We start from the raw sequence: 15749 nt of genomic DNA, 5'->3' as shown, positions 1-15749 counted from the left end.
GCGCACCTCGGCCGACCGGCTCTCGGGAGCGTTCATCAGGAGGTCTCGTGCACGACAAGCCGCTCCTCAAGAGTGTCGGTGATCTTCTGCACCGGCGGCACGGCGTCTCGACACGCGCCGCCCGGGCCACGCCGGACGGGTTCGTCCTGGACAACACGAAGGTCGCCGCGTTCACGGCCGGCACGATCAGCGCCGAGGACGAGGCGGCACTCGCCGACGAAGTGGCCCGGTTGATCCCCCACCACTGGGACCTCCCCACCAAGTCCGTCGAGGCGCTGACCCCGCTCGTCGACCACCTAGGCGGCCAGCCGCAGCTGATGGCCTGGCTGGACCGTCAGCCCGGCCTGCCCCGGCTGACGGCGCGGATCTACGTCCTGCTGGGTCACCTCGACCAGTACAGCGAGGACCACGCCGTACTCGACGCCGTTCGGCACGCCAGGTCCCAGAATCCCTATCCCGCCGGACTCCGTGGCTACCTGACCCCGGAGACCAACGACGAGACCCTGGGCGGTCTCGCGTTCCGGATCGAGGAGCTTCTCGGCGACAACCGCCAGGAGGACGCCACCGCGCTGGCGCTGACGACCGCGGACTGGCTGCGCCGCGCCGCACAGGACGCCGAGAACCCCGACTCGGACGTCCGCGAGATGGGTGAGCTGATGGGCCACATGCACAAGGACATCAGCGAGGCCGCACCGCGTTCCTAGCGTGGAAGCACCTGTTCCACAGGCCTGTCCCCGTCCTCCGCATCCATCGGCGCCCCGCTGCGCGAAAAGGGTTAAATCGCGCCAAAGCGTGGCGTCGATCGGTGACGAGAGGAAACGCCATGATCGTCAAGAAGCTGCACGAGGCGGGCGTCCAGAGCGAGCACGCCTACGCGGCCGCCTTCGGCTCCATCGGTCTGTCAGTCGTCTCCTGGCTTGCGTCCAACAAGCAGGAGAACATCGAACGGGCCGACCGGTGGGGCATCTTCGTGGGGGAGTGGGCGCCGACCTTCTTCGCCCTCGGTCTGGCCCTGGCCAACTACGAGAAGGCGGACCTTTTCGCGGCCCACGGCTGAGGCACACGTGTGCCGGACTCCTCGCGGTCGGCCCGTCGACAAGTGACCGTCGACGAGGGCTTTCGGGCAGGATGACCTCATGACAAAGCTGCCCGTACGATCGGTCGCCCGGGGCTCCTCCGGTTCGGTGCTGTCGTTGTGGTCGCAGGACTCCGTCCTGTCGATCGGCTCGGTGGGTTCGGTGCTGTCCGTGGGGTCGGTCGGCTCGGCCCTGTCCGTGGGGTCGATCGGGAGTGCCCTGTCCTTCGGGTCGATCGGGTCGTCCCTGTCACTGATCTCGGCGGGTTCGTGGCTGAGCACGGGTTCCGTGCTCTCGGCGCAGTCCCGCTGGTCGGTCCTGTCCTGGCGTTCCTCGCGCGGCTTCCTGGCCGCCGGGGCCGTGGGGGCGGCGGCAGGAGGAGTGCTGCTGGCGGCCCAGTTGCTGCGCGCCCAGCGGGACTGAGCGACCGGCCCTCCTGACCTTCACCGGCTGACACGACAACGCCGTCCCCCGCGGGCTCCGCGAAGGGCGGCCGGCAGCAGCGGTGGGACAACTCCGCATCCGCGACGGCGGTGTTGGCGCCCTGCTCGGTGTTGCCTCCGCCTTCAGGCCGGCATGAACGCGCGCCGTTCGGTGCGGGACCACCACGTCGCCGGCGAGTCCCGGAGTCGCGTCGCCGACCTCAGGCCGCCAAGTCCTTGGCGGGGTCGATCGCCCAGTGGTTGGAATGGATGACCCGCCCGGCGAAGTCCACCTCGACCTGCGCGAGGAGGCGGAAGCCGACGGAGCGGCAGATGCCGTTCGAGGCCGCGTTCCGCGTCGCGGGAAAGGCATGCACGACGCCCCAGCGGTCCTGGTCCCGGGCCTGTTCCAAGAGGACGCGGACGGCGCGCTTGCCCAGACCCCGTCCCTGGAACTCGGGCAGGACCATCCAGCCGATCTCGGAGATCGGGCCGTCGTCGCTGTCGTGGGACCACAGGGCCACCGATCCCGCGACGACGCCGGGGTCGCCCGCATCGGGAACGATCATCCTGATCCACTCCAGATCGCCCGCCGCCTGTTCGGCATCCCGGCGGACCTTGTCGGCCATGCCGTGCGACGGGAGCGGCCCGCCGAGGTCGGCCATCATCGCGGGGTCGCACCGCATCCGGACATAGGCCTCGACGTCGTCCGGCGTGACGTTGCGCAGCTGCATCTGGTCCTCCTCGATTCCGTCCGGGACGCTGCTCCGATCGGTCCCGCGGCTCACGAACCCGTCACCCGTACGGGGGCCGGCACGGCCCACCACTGGTCCGGGCGGTCCACGACAGGAGAGTTCGGACCGGTCTCGATGAACCGGGCGAGGCGCAGCAGGTAGGCGGCGATGCCCGACGCACCCTGCATCCACGCGGTACCGGGGGGCAGCAGTGGTTCGTCGTCGCGGTGCTCCAGGAACTGCCAGCGGGCACCCGACCCGTCGCGGATCGCCCGCTCCACGAGGGCGTCGCCCATCGTGCGGGCTCCCCGCAGAAGGGTCTCCGACAGCTCCGTCCCCGCCCAGTCCTGCGCGGCGTCCAGGAGTACGTCGCCGACCCCCGCCGTTCCGCAGCAGCGGCCGTCGTTGTCCCAGAACCCGGGGCGGAGCCGTTCCGGCACGCCCGACGTGAGAAGGGAGTTCAGGCAACGCCGGCGCAGCTCGTCGACCCGGAAGCCGGCCACCTCCGTGACGCCCGCGTAGGAGAGGGCCGAGAACAGGTGCGAGGTGCCCGCCGGACCGTGGCACCAGGTGTAGGTGAGGGGCTCGACCTCCCGCTTCGACGGCGGGATCGTGTGCGGGACGACGAAGCCGTCGTTGTCGAGCAGGCCCACCGACAGGACGTGCCGGGCGCCTTCGGCCGCGGCCTCGACGAAGTCCGCCCGGCCGAGCGAAGCACCCGCAACGGCCAGCGCGGCGGCCACACCGGCGGTGCCGTGGGAGTAGTTCGGCGCCCGCCACGCTGACCTCGGCGAGATGCCCCAGTCCAGCCCCGCCTCCGTACGATCGGCCGTGCGCAGCAGGGCCTCGCCGCCCCTCGTCGCGATCGCGTCGGCGAACTCGCCCCTGGCCCAGACCGCCGTCATGACGACACCAGCGGTCCCCATGATGATGTCGTTCAGCGGTGCGTCGGAGCCCGGTTCGAAATCGGCGGTCGTCTTCCATCCGTCGGGCGTCGTCAGGTCGTCCAGCCGCCGGAGGGCGACGGATTCCTCGCCGGGGGCGAGCAGTTTCAGCGCCGTGGCGTCACCGGCCAGCCCGTCGTACAGGGACGGCTCGACGCGGCTCTTCGCCTCTGCCGACAGCCTCGTCACGATCCCGTCGGCCAGGGCCCGTTCCCGCGCGCTCAGCTCACGGTGCTGTGCGATCTCCGCCAGTACCGGCGCCAGGCCCGCGATCCCCGAGTACAGCGAGTCGCGGTCCTTCGCCGGTGTCACGTCCTGCCCGTCGCCGGACACCGTCTCCGGGAGCCACGGGCCCTCGTCCTCGCGCACCTGGTCCAGCACCCACGACCACGCCGCCTCGCCCAGCTGCTTGTATGCCTCGCTCGTCACCACCCGGCAACGTTACAACTACGCCCGTCCCGCCAGTAGGCCGCGGCTACCGGGACCGGGGCGGGGCGGAGCTGACCGCCGTTCGTCGCTGCATCCGGAGGAACAGCGTGACTCCACCGGCCAGGACGAGTGCGCCGACGGCCAGCAGTATCCGCGGGTCGAGCAGGCCCTCGGTGCAGCTGCCGCCGTATGCGGACGTGCTGCAGTAGGTGCCGGGACCGTGTCTGTTGAGGTAGGTGAGGAGGAACAGAGGCAGGCTCGCACTCGACACCAGACCCGGCAGGCCTCGCTGGGCGTCGTGGCGCGTGGCCAGCACGGCGGTGCCGATCAGCGGAATCGGCAGGATGAAGATCCCGATCGAGAGGATGCTCAGCAGCGCCAGCAGGTAGCCCGCCCCGGTCAGCGCCCATCCGGTGAAGAGCAGCCAGTCACGTCTCCTGCGGGTCATGTGTTCTTCCTTCCCCTGAACGCGCCGCTTCACCGCTCGATCCGCGCGGCCTTGCCGCAGGCCTCGGTCCCCTCGCACTTCTCCAGCGCTGTCAGCGTCGCGTGCAGCCGGTCGCGTTCGGACTCGGTGAGGGCGGGTGCCCGGTTGTGCAACTGGTCGGGGTCGTTCTTTATGTCGTAGTACTCGCGCTCACCGTCCGCGTACTCGACCCACAACGCTTCGCGCGTACGGATCGCCTCGTACGAGGGCGGGTTGCCGCTGGTGTCGGGGGCGGCGTCCGGGTCGTTCTTCTTGAACGCGGGACGGTGGTGTTCCACCAGGACGGCGTCACGCCAGTCCGGCACGGAGTCACCGTGGAGCAGAGGGACGAGGCTGCGGCCGTCGACCGTCGGGGCGGGCGTCGTTCCGGCGAGGTCCTGAAAGGTGGGGCTGAGGTCGATGTTCTCGGCGGGCTCCGCCACCTCCTTTCCGGCCGGAACGTGCGGGCCCGCCACGACGAGGGGGACCCGGATGTCGGTGTCGTACGCCGTCTGCTTGCCCGGACGCAGCCGGTGCTCACCCATGTGGAACCCGTTGTCGGAGCTGAACACGATGTACGTGTCGTCGTCGAGTCCCTTCTCCTTCAGCTCGCTCCGGACGCGCCCGATCATGTCGTCGACCGCCTGCACCGAGCGCACCCGCTCGGCGAACTTCTCGTCGATCGACCGCTGTTCCTCGGCGGAGAGGGGCTTGAGGCCGCTCTGCCATTCCGGGGTCGGGGCCGACGGCTTGTCGAACGCGGGCGTGCGGGGTGCCTCAAGGCCGGGGAACGAGTCGGCGTCGCGGGGGGCCGGTGTGGACGGGGAGTGCGGTGCGAACGTGGCCAGTTCGAGCATGAACGGCTTCTTGTCCGCCGCCGCGGAGTCGATGAACGACGTCGCCTTGCGCGCCACCACGTCGGTCAGATAGTCGTCGGGTCCCTGCCCGTACGGGACGACCTTGCCGTTCTCGTTCAGGTTGTAGCCGAACTCGGGATAGCCGTTTCCCGCGGTGTCCCACTCGTCCCAACCGGGCGGCACGTAGGGCGAGTCGGTGCCGTGCTCGTCGGCGGGCAGATAGCCGTTGAGATACTTGCCCATGAACCCGGTGCGGTACCCGGCCTTCCGCAGTGCGGGGGCGTAGCACCTGGCCTCGTCGCCGTTGCGGTTGAAGGCGCCGTATCCGCCGTCGCTGCCGTTGTTGGTGAACACGCCTGTGTTGTGCGGGAATTCACCGGTCAGGATCGACGAACGCGACGGGCAGCACAGCGAGTCGGTCACGAAGTACTGGGAGAACGAGGTTCCGTCCTTCTGCAGCTCCTTGACCTGCGGCATGTGAGGGAGGAGATTCGTGGAGAGATCGTCGGTGAGGACGAAGACGATATTGGGCTTGGCCGCCGCACCGCCGGCGCTGCTCGCCCGCGCGGACCCTCCATCCTGGGCCGGAGCGCCGGACAAGTTGGTACAGGCTCCGAGCGTGAGAGCCGCAACTGCCAGTCCCAGCGCGGCGCGCAGCGGGCGCCGATGTCGATGACGCTGCATGGGGCCTCATCCTCCAGTACTGGATGTCGCCCGGCGGTCGGTGGCCCGCCGGTCTCCCGTTTCGGGAACGGAACCCGGCAGACCGTAGGACCCGAGATTGTGGAAACTCTGTGGTGCGCAGGCGTACGCGCCATCTCCCGGACGCGGCCGGCTCGGCAGACGACAAATGCCGCGCGCCTGCTGCTCGCCGCGCGTTACGGTGACGTCGTCCAGGTGCGCAGGCAACGGCTACTTCTCCTCTCAAGAGAGAAACGCGGGTTCGAATCCCGTCGCCGGCCCCGCCGGTGTCGTCCAGTGGCCCAGGACACCATGTCGCCGTCGCCGACCTTGATCTCTGGACACGCGACACGTTCGGCCGTCACGGGGGAGCGGCGGCCGAATCGCGGATATCGATGTAATCGATGTAAACGGTCACGTCCGGAGGTGGCGCGCGCCCCGCGCGGACACCCTCAGCCGCCCGAACTCTCCCGCACGATCAGCTGATGCCCGGCGACGTGTTCCGCCGAGCCCGACCCCATGTCGGGCCGCTCGATGCGGTCGAGCAGCAGGTCGACCGCCGCCCGGGCGATGCCCTCCTTGTCGGGGGCCACTGTCGTGATCGTCGGGATGCTGTACCGCGAGGCCTCGATGTCGTCGAAACCGACCACGTCGATGTCGTCCGGCACCCGCAGCCCGCGATCGTGCAGTGCGCGCACCGCACCGAGGGCCAGGTGGTCGTTGAGACACAGGAGGGCGTCCGGCCGCTCGGGGCGCTCGACCAGGTGTGCCGCGGCGCGCGCTCCGTCGAGCCAGTGGAAGGCGTCCACCGGTGCGACGAGATCATCGTCGAAGGGCAGGCCGGCGGCTTCCAGGGCCTCGGTGTAACCGATGGTGCGCAGTCTGTCGGTGCCCTGCCTGCCGCGCAGTGATCCGCCGACGACGGCGATCCGCCGACGCCCTCGGGCCAGCAGGTGGGCGGTGGCCTCACGGGCGGCGGCGATGTTGTCGATGCCCACGTGGTCCAGGCTGCCGGGTGTGTGCCGCTCGCCGAGCAGGACGACGGGCAGGTGCTTCTCGTGGGTGTCCAGGTCACGCTGGCGCAGGGTCAGGGCGCTGAGGATGACGCCGTCGGTGAACTGGGCGTCGAAGCCGTTGAGGGCCGACAGCTCGCGGTCCCTGCGGCTGCCGGTCGCGTGGATGAGGACCGTGCAGCCCCTGCGGTCGGCCGCGGCCATCACGTGTTTGGCCAGTTCGGAGAAGTAGGCGACGTCCAGTTCCGGCACGGCCAGAGTGATCATGCCCGTACGGCCGCGCCGCAGTTGGCGGCCCGCGATGTTGACGCGGTATCCGAGGGCCTCGATCGACTCGCGTACGGCGGCCCGGGTCTCGGGGGAGACGTGTTCGAAGTCGTTGATCACGTTGGACACGGTCTTGGGTGAGACCCCCGCGTGTGCCGCGACGTCCTTGATCCTGACCCTTGCCGCCACCTGTGTCCTCCTCAGCCCCGGCGATCGTATCCGGCATCACGAACGGGGTCTCGTATCGGGGGCTCTCTCCGCCCAGGGTATTTACATCGATGTAATCGCATGGTGGCATAGGCGCCGCAACGGTCGCCAGCACGAAGCGAGACGCACATGAGTTCTCCCCAGCCCCAGGACGTTCCGCGTCCCGAGTACCCCCGGCCCCAGTTCGCCCGCACGGACTGGCTGAACCTCAACGGCAGGTGGCAGTTCGAGATCGACCGGTCGGACTCGGGCCTCGAACGCGGCCTGCGCGAGCGGGACCTGACGGACGCGATCACCGTGCCGTTCTGCCCCGAGTCGGAGCTGTCCGGTATCGGCGACACGGACTTCATGGAAGCCGTCTGGTACCGCCGCACCGTCCGGATACCCGAACGGTGGGGCGACGCCCGCGTGCTGCTGCACTTCCAGGCCGTCGACCACGACACCACGGTCTGGGTCAACGGCATCGAAGTGGCCCGCCACCGCGGCGGCTTCACCCCGTTCACCGCCGACCTCGACGGAGTCGCCGAGCCGGGAACCGAGGCCACGGTCGTGGTCCGGGCCCGCGACACCCGGCACGGCCCGCAGGCCCGCGGCAAGCAGGCGACCTGGTACGCCAACACGCACTGCCACTACACCCGCACCACCGGCATCTGGCAGACCGTGTGGATGGAGCCGGTGCCGCGTGCCGCCCGCCTCAAGCGGCCGCGCATCACCCCCGACCTCGGCTCGGGCTCCTTCCACCTGGAACTCCCCGTGACCGCCAACCTCCCGGGCCACCGCGTGCGGGCCGTGCTCACGAGCGCCGGGGACGAGGTCGTACGGGCCGAGGCGCGCGCCGACCTGGACCTGTGCCCGCGCCTCACGCTCGTCGTGCCGGCCGACGCCGTCCGCCCGTGGTCGCCGTCGGACCCGCATCTGTACGACCTGAGCCTCGAACTGGTCGACGCCGAGGGTGCCGTGGTGGACGCCGCCGACTCCTACGCCGGGCTGCGCTCCGTCGCGCTGCGGGGCAAGCAGGTGCTGATCAACGGGGAGCCCGTGTTCCAGCGGCTCGTCCTGGACCAGGGCTACTACCCCGACGGCCTGATGACCGCACCCTCCGACGCGGCTCTGGTCCGCGACATCGAACTCGGCCTGGCCGCCGGATTCAACGGGGCCCGCCTGCACCAGAAGGTCTTCGAGGAGCGCTTCCTCCACCACGCCGACCGCCTCGGCTACCTGGTCTGGGGCGAGTTCGGCGACTGGGGCTGCGAGGCGGGCGTACGCGACGACAACCAGCAGCCCACCGCCTCGTACACCGCCCAGTGGCTGGAAGCGCTCGAACGCGACTACTCGCACCCCTCGATCATCGGCTGGTGCCCCCTCAACGAGACCTACCAGCACCTGCACGACCGCATCACCCAACTCGACGACGTGACCCAGGCGATGTTCCTCGCCACCAAGGCGATGGACACCACCCGCCCCGTCGTCGACGCCTCCGGCTACGCCCACCGCGTCGCGGAGACGGACGTCTACGACTCCCACTGCTACGAGCAGGACCCGGAGTCCTTCGCCAAGATCATGGGTGGCCTCGCCGAGGACAAGCCCTACCTCAACACGGGTCCCGACCAGGCCACATGGTCCGTGCCGTACCGCGGACAGCCCTACTTCTGCAGCGAGTTCGGCGGCATCTGGTGGGACCCGCAGGCGGCCGCGACCGCGGCCGGCAACGAGATCGGCGACTCCTGGGGATACGGCGAACGACCGCGTACCGCAGCGGAGTTCACCACCCGCTTCACCGGACTCGTGGGCGTGCTGCTCGACGACCCGGACATGTTCGGTTACTGCTACACCCAGCTCACGGACGTCTTCCAGGAGCGCAACGGCGTATACGCCTTCGACCGCTCCGAGAAGGTCGACACCACACTTCTGCGTGACGCCCAGCGGCGTGCCGCGGCCTTCGAACGCCGCTGAACACCCTGTTTCCGGTCAGGCACCGGCCCTGACCACTCCCTGCTTTTACAACGATGTAAGGAGGGCTCATGAGCGATCTCCCCCCGAACCCCGGAAACGGCACCCGCCTCTCCCGGCGCCGTGTCCTCACCGCGTCTCTCGCCTCCGCGGGAGCGCTGCTCGCCGGCGGCGGGCTGAGCGGCTGCGGCACGGCGCTGGCCGCCGACGACACGACCGTCCGCCTCTGGGACCTGTTCAGCGGCGCCGACGGCGGCCTGTTCAACACCATGGTGGACGCCGGGAAGCCCGACATGCCCGGCACTCGCATCGACCGGACCGTCCTCGAGTGGGGATCGCCCTACTACACCAAACTGGCCATGGCCTCGGCCGGCGGCCGAGGCCCCGACGTCGCCATCGCGCACATGTCCCGGCTTTCCGGATACGCGCCCACCGGCCTCCTCGACCCGTGGGACCTGGACACCCTCGCCGAGTTCGGCGTGGGCGAGGACGACTTCGCCGAGGCGGTGTGGGCCCGCACCCAGTACCGGAACCGCACCTACGCGATCCCGCTCGACACCCACCCCTTCATCGTCTTCTACCACCCGGAACCGGCCAGGAAAGCCGGCCTCCTCACCGCCGCCGGCACCCTGGACATGGACGCCTTCTCCTCACCCGACCGCTTCCTGGCCGCCGGGCGCGAACTCGCCAAGGCCTCCGGCAAACAGGGCATCGCCTTCGGCTACGTCACCGACGCCTCACAGGGGTGGCGGCTGTTCTACGGCCTCTACAAGCAGACCGGCGGCCGCTTCGAGCTGCCCGAGGGCGGCCCCGCCGAGGTCGACGAGGACCGTATGGCCGAAGTCATCGCCTTCATGGCCAAGCTCGTCGACGGCACGACCAATCCGCACCGGCTCGACTACCCCTCGGCCATCGCGGCCTTCGCCAACCGGCAGACCGCGATGATCCTGTCCGGCGAATGGGAACTGGGCACCTTCCGCGCGGCCGACAAGAACGTCGACGCAGCCCCCTTCCCCACCGTGTTCGGCACCCCCGCGGTCTACGCCGACTCGCACTCCTTCGTCCTGCCCCGCCGCCCGCACGCCGACGCCGCCCACCGCAGGCGCACCCAGCGCGCCGTGGCCGCGCTCCTCAAGGCCTCCCGGGTCTGGGCCACCGCCGGCCACATCCCCGCGTACAGCCCCGTCACCCGCACCGCGGACTACGGCCGCCTGCGGCCGCAGTCCCACTACGTCGCCGCCCAGAACCACGTAGTCCTCGACCCGCCCGTCTGGTTCGCCGGCGCCGGATCCGACTTCCAGAACGCGATGTCGCAGGTCCTCCAGCAGGCCATGCTCGACGGCCTCGCGCCCGACCGCGCGGCCCGCGCGATGGTGCGCCGTCTCAACACCTTCCTCTCGAAGCCCAGCCCGGCCTGACACCGGCCGATCCGCCCGCGCAGGAGGCACAACGATGTCCTCTCCCACCGCTCCACCCCGCACCGCGGCCCGCCCCGCACGGCGTTCCGTTCCGCCGGGCCTGCTCTTCGCGCTCCCGTTCCTCGTGCTGTTCGGCCTCTTCATGGTCTGGCCGCTGGTGCAAGGGCTGTGGATGAGCCTGACCGACGCGTCCCTGTCGGCGCACAGCCCCTCCTTCACCGGCCTGGACAACTTCAGCGAGGCGCTCCAGGACGCCGAGATGTGGCGCTCGCTCGGCCACACCCTGCTGTTCACGCTGGTCTCGACCGTCCCGCTCGTCGCCGTGGCACTCGGCATGGCGCTGCTCGTGCACACCGGCCTGCCGGGCCAGTGGGTGTGGCGGCTGGCGTTCTTCGCCCCCTACCTCCTGCCGGTCGGCGTGGTGAGCCTGCTGTGGATGTGGCTCTACCAGCCCGACCTCGGGCTCTACAACCATCTCCTCGGCGTCCTTGGACTCGACGGCTACGCCTGGCTCAGCGACGAGTCCGTGGCTCTGTGGGCGATCGTCCTCACCACGCTCTGGTGGACGGTCGGCTTCAACTTCCTGCTCTACCTCGCCGCCCTGCAGTCCATTCCGGACCATCTCTACGAGGCCGCCGCCATCGACGGCGCCGGTGCCTGGCGGCGCCTGTGGTCGATCACGCTGCCCCAGCTCGGCCGTATCACCGGAGTGATCACCGTCCTCCAGATCCTGGCCTCGCTGAAGGTCTTCGACCAGATCTACCTGCTGACCAAGGGCGGCCCGAACAACTCCACCCGACCGGTCATCGAGTACATGTACGACGTCGGGTTCACCGGCTACCGGCTCGGCTACGCCTCGGCGATCAGCTACATCTTCTTCGCCCTCGTCCTGCTCGCCTCCGCAGCGCAGTTCGCTGCCCTCCGCCGCCGGGAGAAGTGATCATGGCCACCACCGAACTGCCCGCACGGCCACCGAGGACGACTACGGACACCGCCCGTCCCACCGCCCTCCGCAAGCGGCCGGCCAAGCGTCGGGCGGCACCCCGCGAGGGCCAGCCCCTCACGCTCGGCGAGAGCCGCACGGCCCGTGTCCTCGCCCTCGGCGTCCTCGGAGTGCTGGCCCTCGTATGGCTCCTGCCCATGACCTGGGCGCTTCTGACGGCCTTCAAGTCGGAACAGGACGCCAGCGACCCGGCCCACTGGTTCTGGCCCAGCTCCGGATTCACCCTGGGCCGCTTCACCGACGTGATCACCCGGGGCGACCTGCCGCTGTGGATGTTCAACAGCCTCTTCATCTCGGCGGCCGTCACCGTCATCACCGTCGCCGTGTCCGCGATGGCCGGGTACGCCTTCTCACGGACGCTGTTCAAGGGGCGCCGCGTCCTCTTCGCCGTGACCGTCGCCTCGATGCTGGTGCCGCCGCAGCTGCTGATCGTCCCCTGGTTCCAGCAGATGCTCACGCTGAACCTGACCGACACCTACGCCGCGGTGATCCTGCCCCAGACCGTGGCGCCGATCATGGTCTTCATCCTGAAGAAGCACTTCGACTCCCTCCCGAAGGAACTGGAGGAAGCGGCGCGTATCGACGGGGCGAGCCCCTGGCGCATCTTCTGGTCCGTGCTGCTGCCGCTGTCGCGGCCCATGCTCGCGGCGGTCTCGATCTTCGTGTTCATCGGCGCCTGGAACAACTTCCTGTGGCCGTTCATCTCCACCTCCGACCCGTCCCTGATGACGCTCCCGGTCGGCATCACCTCGGTGAAGAACGCCTACGGCCTCCAGTACGCCCAGACCATGGCGTCGGCCGTCGTCGCGGCGCTGCCTCTGGTGCTGGTCTTCCTCTTCTTCCAGCGGCAGATCGTCAAGTCCGTCGCCACCACGGGGCTGGGGGGACAGTAGGCACGGCCCCCGCCGCCGCGCCTCGGGGGCCCGGGCCGGCGGGGGAGTCCCGACGGCCGCGGGGCCCGTGGTCGATCAGACGGCGCGGTCGTGCTCCAGCTCGCGCTTCAGGTTGCGCAGCGTGATCTCGATGTTGCGCGCCTGGAAGGCGGCGAACGTCTTCCCCGACGTGGCGACCCAGTCGAAGGCACGGGCCGCGAACGTCGGCCACTTCCGGCGGTCGTCGGTCCACGTCTCCGTCACCCGGGTGCCGCCGTCGACCGCCTCGAAGCGGTACTCCCACGTCGCGATCGGAGCCCGCAGACGGGGGCGGCCGACACCGATCGCGCAGACGCGGAACGCGAAGCGGCTCCCCGGATCGGCGGCCGTCACCTCGCACCGGGTGACCCACCGGAACATCCCGCGCTTGTTGCGTCCCACGAAGGTGGTGCCCAGATCGGCCGGACCGGCCGGGGACCCGGCAGTCGTGCCCCGGTTCTCCGGGCTCCAGCGGCCCATGTCCGCCGGACAGCTCACCGCCCGGAAAGCGGCCTCGGGCGACACGTCGTCGACGATGATGCTGCTGCTCACGGTGAACACACGGGTCACTGCACGCCTCCCGACCGACCGGACACGAAACTACTGCCGAGTAGGGATCATGGCATGCAGGGCGCCCCGCGCCCAGGGCAGGGGTCGGCGCGCGATGACGGGATGCCCGCGATCCACAGGTCGATCTTGGAATGTGCCGCGGTTTGGCATTGCCGCACGTCCGGGGGCCTCACACTGTTGTCAGAGGTGCTCCGGGCAATGGTGCTCGGCACGACCGGACCCGGGAACCGTCGGCGATCTCCGTCCTGACCGCTCCCAGGTCCCCTGCCCGCTGTCCTCGAAAGGTTTTCCCGCACCATGCCCTTGGCTCTGCTGGCCCTGGCCGTCGTCGCATTCGGCATCGGCACGACCGAGTTCGCCACGATGGGGCTGCTGCCCCAGATCGCCGACGGGATCGACGTGTCCGTGCCCCAGGCCGGCAACGTCGTGTCGGCGTACGCGCTCGGTGTCGTCGTCGGCGCTCCGGTGCTGACGGGCATCGGCGCGCGCATCCCGCACAAGCGGCTGCTGCTGCTCCTGACCGGCCTGTTCGTGGTCGGCAACGTCGCCTCCGCGCTCGCTCCCACCTTCGGCACGCTCTTCGCCGCCCGCTTCCTGGCGGGCCTGCCGCACGGAGCGCTCTTCGGCGTCGGCGCCGTCGTCGCCTCACGTCTGGTCGCCCCCGAACGAGCGGCACGAGCGGTCTCGAAGATGTTCCTCGGCCTCACCGTCGCCAACATCGTCGGCGTGCCCGTCTGTACGGCGCTCGGCCAGCACCTGGGCTGGCGGGCCGCCTACGGAGCGGTCGCGGTCATCGGTCTCATAGCCCTGGCGGCCCTTGCCGCCTTCGTCCCGCACCAGCCCCGCAGCGGGCAGTCCGGAATCCGCCACGAACTACGGGCCATGGGCAACCGGCAGGTCGCGATGGGCCTGATCACCGCGGTCGTCGGCTTCGGCGGGTTCTTCGCCGTCTACAGCTACCTCGTGCCCATGCTCACGCACCTGACCGGCATCTCCGGCACGTCGATCACCTGGGTCCTCGCGCTCTACGGCGTCGGCATGACACTCGGCACCCTCATCGCCGGACCGCTCACCGACCGCGCCCTGCGCCCGACGCTCTACGCCGGGCTCATCCTGCTCACCGCGGGGCTGGTGACGTTCTACTTCACGGTCCACAGCACCGTTCCCGCGCTGCTGACGATCACGTTCATCGGCGCGATGGGATCCCTCATCACCACGCCCGTCCAGATGCTCCTCATGGCCAAGGCGAAGAACGCCCCCACCATGGCGGCGGCCTCCAACCACTCCGCCTTCAACCTGGCCAACGCCGGCGGTGCCTGGCTCGGCGGCCTGGTCATCTCCGCGGGCTGGGGCTGGGCGTCCCCCAACCTGGTCGGCGCGGCCCTCGCACTGGCCGGTCTCGGCCTCGCCTTCGCGGGCGGCCTCATGGACCGCGGGCAGCGACGCTCCGAGATCATCACGGAAGGTACGCCCGTGGCCGGACAGGAGACCCCCGTCCACAACGCGTGAGCCGCGGGACTACTCGGCCCCGGCCGCATCCTCAGCCGCCGGAGCGGCCGGCCGCGTCGCCTCGGCACCGCTCGTGACACCGGCTCGGTGCGCGGGGGTCGCGAGCCCGCACGGTGTGCAGCCGGACGCCTCGTCCGAACGCAGCGGCACACCGTTGCTGCGCAGCACGTCGCGGAGATCGAGGATGAGCGGGAACACCTCGTGGTTGCGGTCCTCGCCCTGCTCGTCCCAGGCGCGCTGTTCCGCCTCGACCGCCGTCCGGTCCTGGGCGAACACCCGCTCGGTGAAACGCCGGATGAGCGGCCAGGCGAGGTGCATCGCCCCCGGGACCGACGGCTTCGCGATCGTCAGCAGCCCGTAGGCGTGATTGCGGCGCTGCTCGGCGTCCTCGGGAACGTAGGCCGCCCACAGCGAGAACGCCGGGAGATCGGTGCCCTCGGGCACGCCCCGCAGCGTCTGGTACGGGTACTCGGTGCGGATGGTGATCACGTCGGGCGTGTCCCGCCCGCCGACCCCCTCGGCCGACAGCAGACCCGCGCCCCGGTCCTTGCGGCCCCCGGCGGGAACGAAGAGGTACCGGGCCTCGACGTGGCGGGGTCCCGTCTCGTAGCCGAGCAGTTCGGGGCGGATCCTGCCGAGGACGCTCCGGTGCAGGAACTGGTGGTTCATGTCGAGCAGGTTCTCGTGCATGAACGAGTAGTGGCAGCGCACCGTGCGCGAGAACGTCATCGTCCGGTGAGCGGGCGAGTGGTATTCCGGCAGCCGCGGGAACGCCGCCGCCTCGGCCAGGGCAGGGTCTCCCGGGAACACGAACACCAGGCCGTACGCCTCGCGCACGGGATAGGACCGCACACCGCGCGGCGGGCGTTCACTGCCCTTCGGCAGGTAGGGAATCTGGGAGATGCGGCCGTCGCCCCGGTAGGCCCAGGCGTGATAGCAGCACCGCAGGATGTCGCCCTCGACCACGCCCATGCTCAGCGGAACCTGACGGTGCGCGCAACGGTCCTCCAGCGCGTGGACGGCACCGCTGCGCCCGCGGTACAACGCGATCCGCTGACCGGCGAACGCCGTCGCGAACGTGCGGTTGCGCCGCACGCTCCGCGAGGTCGCCACGGGATACCAGTGGTCCGGCGCGATCCCGATCCGCCGCAGGTCCGGCACCGGCCCCGGAAGGCCTCCGAGACGGCCGTCCACACGATGCGGCGGGAACGCCCCGGGGGAGGCGGCGGACCGCCGGTCCTGCCGGTCTGCTCCGGGTCGGTCGGGTCGGGCCTCGGTCATGGGCTGTGGTC

15 protein-coding genes are annotated in these 15749 nt (G+C 70.3%); 8 read left to right on the top strand and 7 right to left on the bottom strand.

Annotated elements, in window-relative coordinates:
- Positions 1 to 47: 47 nt before the first annotated feature.
- The 3 genes from ACIRQH_RS01955 (at position 48) to ACIRQH_RS01945 (ending at position 1499) form a co-directional block, all read left to right on the top strand.
- Positions 48 to 704 (top strand): hypothetical protein, encoded by a 657-nt coding sequence (locus tag ACIRQH_RS01955; RefSeq protein WP_388865577.1) that lies wholly within the window; start codon positions 48 to 50, stop codon positions 702 to 704.
- 119 nt (positions 705 to 823) lie between these two features.
- A complete protein-coding gene (locus ACIRQH_RS01950; RefSeq protein WP_358819604.1) occupies positions 824 to 1057 on the top strand; it encodes a hypothetical protein in 234 nt (77 codons plus the stop codon).
- A 79-nt stretch (positions 1058 to 1136) separates the two neighbouring features.
- Positions 1137 to 1499, top strand: a complete 363-nt coding sequence (locus ACIRQH_RS01945; protein WP_358819605.1) for a hypothetical protein — start codon at positions 1137 to 1139, stop codon at positions 1497 to 1499.
- Positions 1500 to 1719: 220 nt separating this feature from the next.
- On the opposite strand, the gene ACIRQH_RS01940 is transcribed toward ACIRQH_RS01945, so the two are convergent.
- The 5 genes from ACIRQH_RS01940 to ACIRQH_RS01920 form a co-directional block, all read right to left on the bottom strand.
- Positions 1720 to 2232, bottom strand: coding sequence for a GNAT family N-acetyltransferase (locus ACIRQH_RS01940; RefSeq protein ID WP_388865581.1), 513 nt, complete (start codon positions 2230 to 2232; stop codon positions 1720 to 1722).
- Between the two features lie 50 nt (positions 2233 to 2282).
- Positions 2283 to 3605, bottom strand: a complete 1323-nt coding sequence (locus ACIRQH_RS01935) for a lanthionine synthetase LanC family protein (protein ID WP_388865583.1) — start codon at positions 3603 to 3605, stop codon at positions 2283 to 2285.
- Positions 3606 to 3651: 46 nt separating this feature from the next.
- Positions 3652 to 4053: a hypothetical protein gene (locus ACIRQH_RS01930; protein ID WP_358819608.1), complete on the bottom strand. Its 402-nt coding sequence runs from the start codon at positions 4051 to 4053 to the stop codon at positions 3652 to 3654.
- 29 nt (positions 4054 to 4082) lie between these two features.
- Positions 4083 to 5612 carry a sulfatase gene (locus tag ACIRQH_RS01925; protein WP_404223668.1) on the bottom strand — a complete coding sequence of 510 codons (1530 nt, stop codon included), beginning with the start codon at positions 5610 to 5612 and terminating at the stop codon, positions 4083 to 4085.
- Between the two features lie 449 nt (positions 5613 to 6061).
- Complete coding sequence (locus ACIRQH_RS01920) at positions 6062 to 7078, bottom strand: LacI family DNA-binding transcriptional regulator (protein ID WP_358819610.1); 1017 nt, start codon at positions 7076 to 7078, stop codon at positions 6062 to 6064.
- Between the two features lie 147 nt (positions 7079 to 7225).
- On the opposite strand from ACIRQH_RS01920, the gene ACIRQH_RS01915 reads away from it, so the two are divergent.
- The 4 genes from ACIRQH_RS01915 to ACIRQH_RS01900 all read left to right on the top strand — a co-directional run bounded on the left by ACIRQH_RS01915 (position 7226) and on the right by ACIRQH_RS01900 (position 12360).
- Positions 7226 to 9049: a sugar-binding domain-containing protein gene (locus ACIRQH_RS01915; RefSeq protein ID WP_358819611.1), complete on the top strand. Its 1824-nt coding sequence runs from the start codon at positions 7226 to 7228 to the stop codon at positions 9047 to 9049.
- 68 nt (positions 9050 to 9117) lie between these two features.
- Positions 9118 to 10464: an extracellular solute-binding protein gene (locus ACIRQH_RS01910; protein ID WP_388865589.1), complete on the top strand. Its 1347-nt coding sequence runs from the start codon at positions 9118 to 9120 to the stop codon at positions 10462 to 10464.
- 34 nt (positions 10465 to 10498) lie between these two features.
- A complete protein-coding gene (locus ACIRQH_RS01905; protein WP_388865591.1) occupies positions 10499 to 11404 on the top strand; it encodes a carbohydrate ABC transporter permease in 906 nt (301 codons plus the stop codon).
- Between the two features lie 2 nt (positions 11405 to 11406).
- On the top strand, positions 11407 to 12360 hold the full coding sequence (locus ACIRQH_RS01900; RefSeq protein ID WP_388865593.1) for a carbohydrate ABC transporter permease: 954 nt from the start codon (positions 11407 to 11409) through the stop codon (positions 12358 to 12360).
- Positions 12361 to 12435: 75 nt separating this feature from the next.
- Here ACIRQH_RS01900 and ACIRQH_RS01895 read toward each other — a convergent pair whose 3' ends face one another.
- Positions 12436 to 12948, bottom strand: a complete 513-nt coding sequence (locus tag ACIRQH_RS01895) for an SRPBCC family protein (protein ID WP_358819615.1) — start codon at positions 12946 to 12948, stop codon at positions 12436 to 12438.
- A gap of 297 nt (positions 12949 to 13245) precedes the next feature.
- Here ACIRQH_RS01895 and ACIRQH_RS01890 point away from each other — a divergent pair, with 297 nt between their 5' ends.
- Positions 13246 to 14457, top strand: coding sequence for an MFS transporter (locus ACIRQH_RS01890; protein ID WP_358819616.1), 1212 nt, complete (start codon positions 13246 to 13248; stop codon positions 14455 to 14457).
- 9 nt (positions 14458 to 14466) lie between these two features.
- Here the strand turns inward: ACIRQH_RS01890 and ACIRQH_RS01885 are convergent, their stop codons facing one another.
- Positions 14467 to 15738 (bottom strand): aromatic ring-hydroxylating dioxygenase subunit alpha, encoded by a 1272-nt coding sequence (locus tag ACIRQH_RS01885; RefSeq protein WP_358819617.1) that lies wholly within the window; start codon positions 15736 to 15738, stop codon positions 14467 to 14469.
- Between the last annotated feature and the right edge of the window lie 11 nt (positions 15739 to 15749).

This window comes from Streptomyces sp. NPDC102279, from assembly GCF_044766365.1.
In the GTDB taxonomy this organism is placed as follows: Bacteria; Actinomycetota; Actinomycetes; order Streptomycetales; family Streptomycetaceae; genus Streptomyces.
This window is presented reverse-complemented; position numbering and strand designations above follow the sequence as displayed.

Bases quoted from the DNA above. Each gene is read 5' to 3' on its own strand.
- ACIRQH_RS01885 (WP_358819617.1), bottom strand. From the start codon at position 15,738: ATGACCGAGGCCCGACCCGACCGACCCGGAGCAGACCGGCAGGACCGG.
- ACIRQH_RS01945 (WP_358819605.1), top strand. From the start codon at position 1,137: ATGACAAAGCTGCCCGTACGATCGGTCGCCCGGGGCTCCTCCGGTTCG.
- ACIRQH_RS01915 (WP_358819611.1), top strand. From the start codon at position 7,226: ATGAGTTCTCCCCAGCCCCAGGACGTTCCGCGTCCCGAGTACCCCCGG.
- ACIRQH_RS01950 (WP_358819604.1), top strand. From the start codon at position 824: ATGATCGTCAAGAAGCTGCACGAGGCGGGCGTCCAGAGCGAGCACGCC.
- ACIRQH_RS01930 (WP_358819608.1), bottom strand. From the start codon at position 4,053: ATGACCCGCAGGAGACGTGACTGGCTGCTCTTCACCGGATGGGCGCTG.
- ACIRQH_RS01900 (WP_388865593.1), top strand. From the start codon at position 11,407: ATGGCCACCACCGAACTGCCCGCACGGCCACCGAGGACGACTACGGAC.
- ACIRQH_RS01890 (WP_358819616.1), top strand. From the start codon at position 13,246: ATGCCCTTGGCTCTGCTGGCCCTGGCCGTCGTCGCATTCGGCATCGGC.
- ACIRQH_RS01925 (WP_404223668.1), bottom strand. From the start codon at position 5,612: ATGCAGCGTCATCGACATCGGCGCCCGCTGCGCGCCGCGCTGGGACTG.
- ACIRQH_RS01940 (WP_388865581.1), bottom strand. From the start codon at position 2,232: ATGCAGCTGCGCAACGTCACGCCGGACGACGTCGAGGCCTATGTCCGG.
- ACIRQH_RS01905 (WP_388865591.1), top strand. From the start codon at position 10,499: ATGTCCTCTCCCACCGCTCCACCCCGCACCGCGGCCCGCCCCGCACGG.
- ACIRQH_RS01910 (WP_388865589.1), top strand. From the start codon at position 9,118: ATGAGCGATCTCCCCCCGAACCCCGGAAACGGCACCCGCCTCTCCCGG.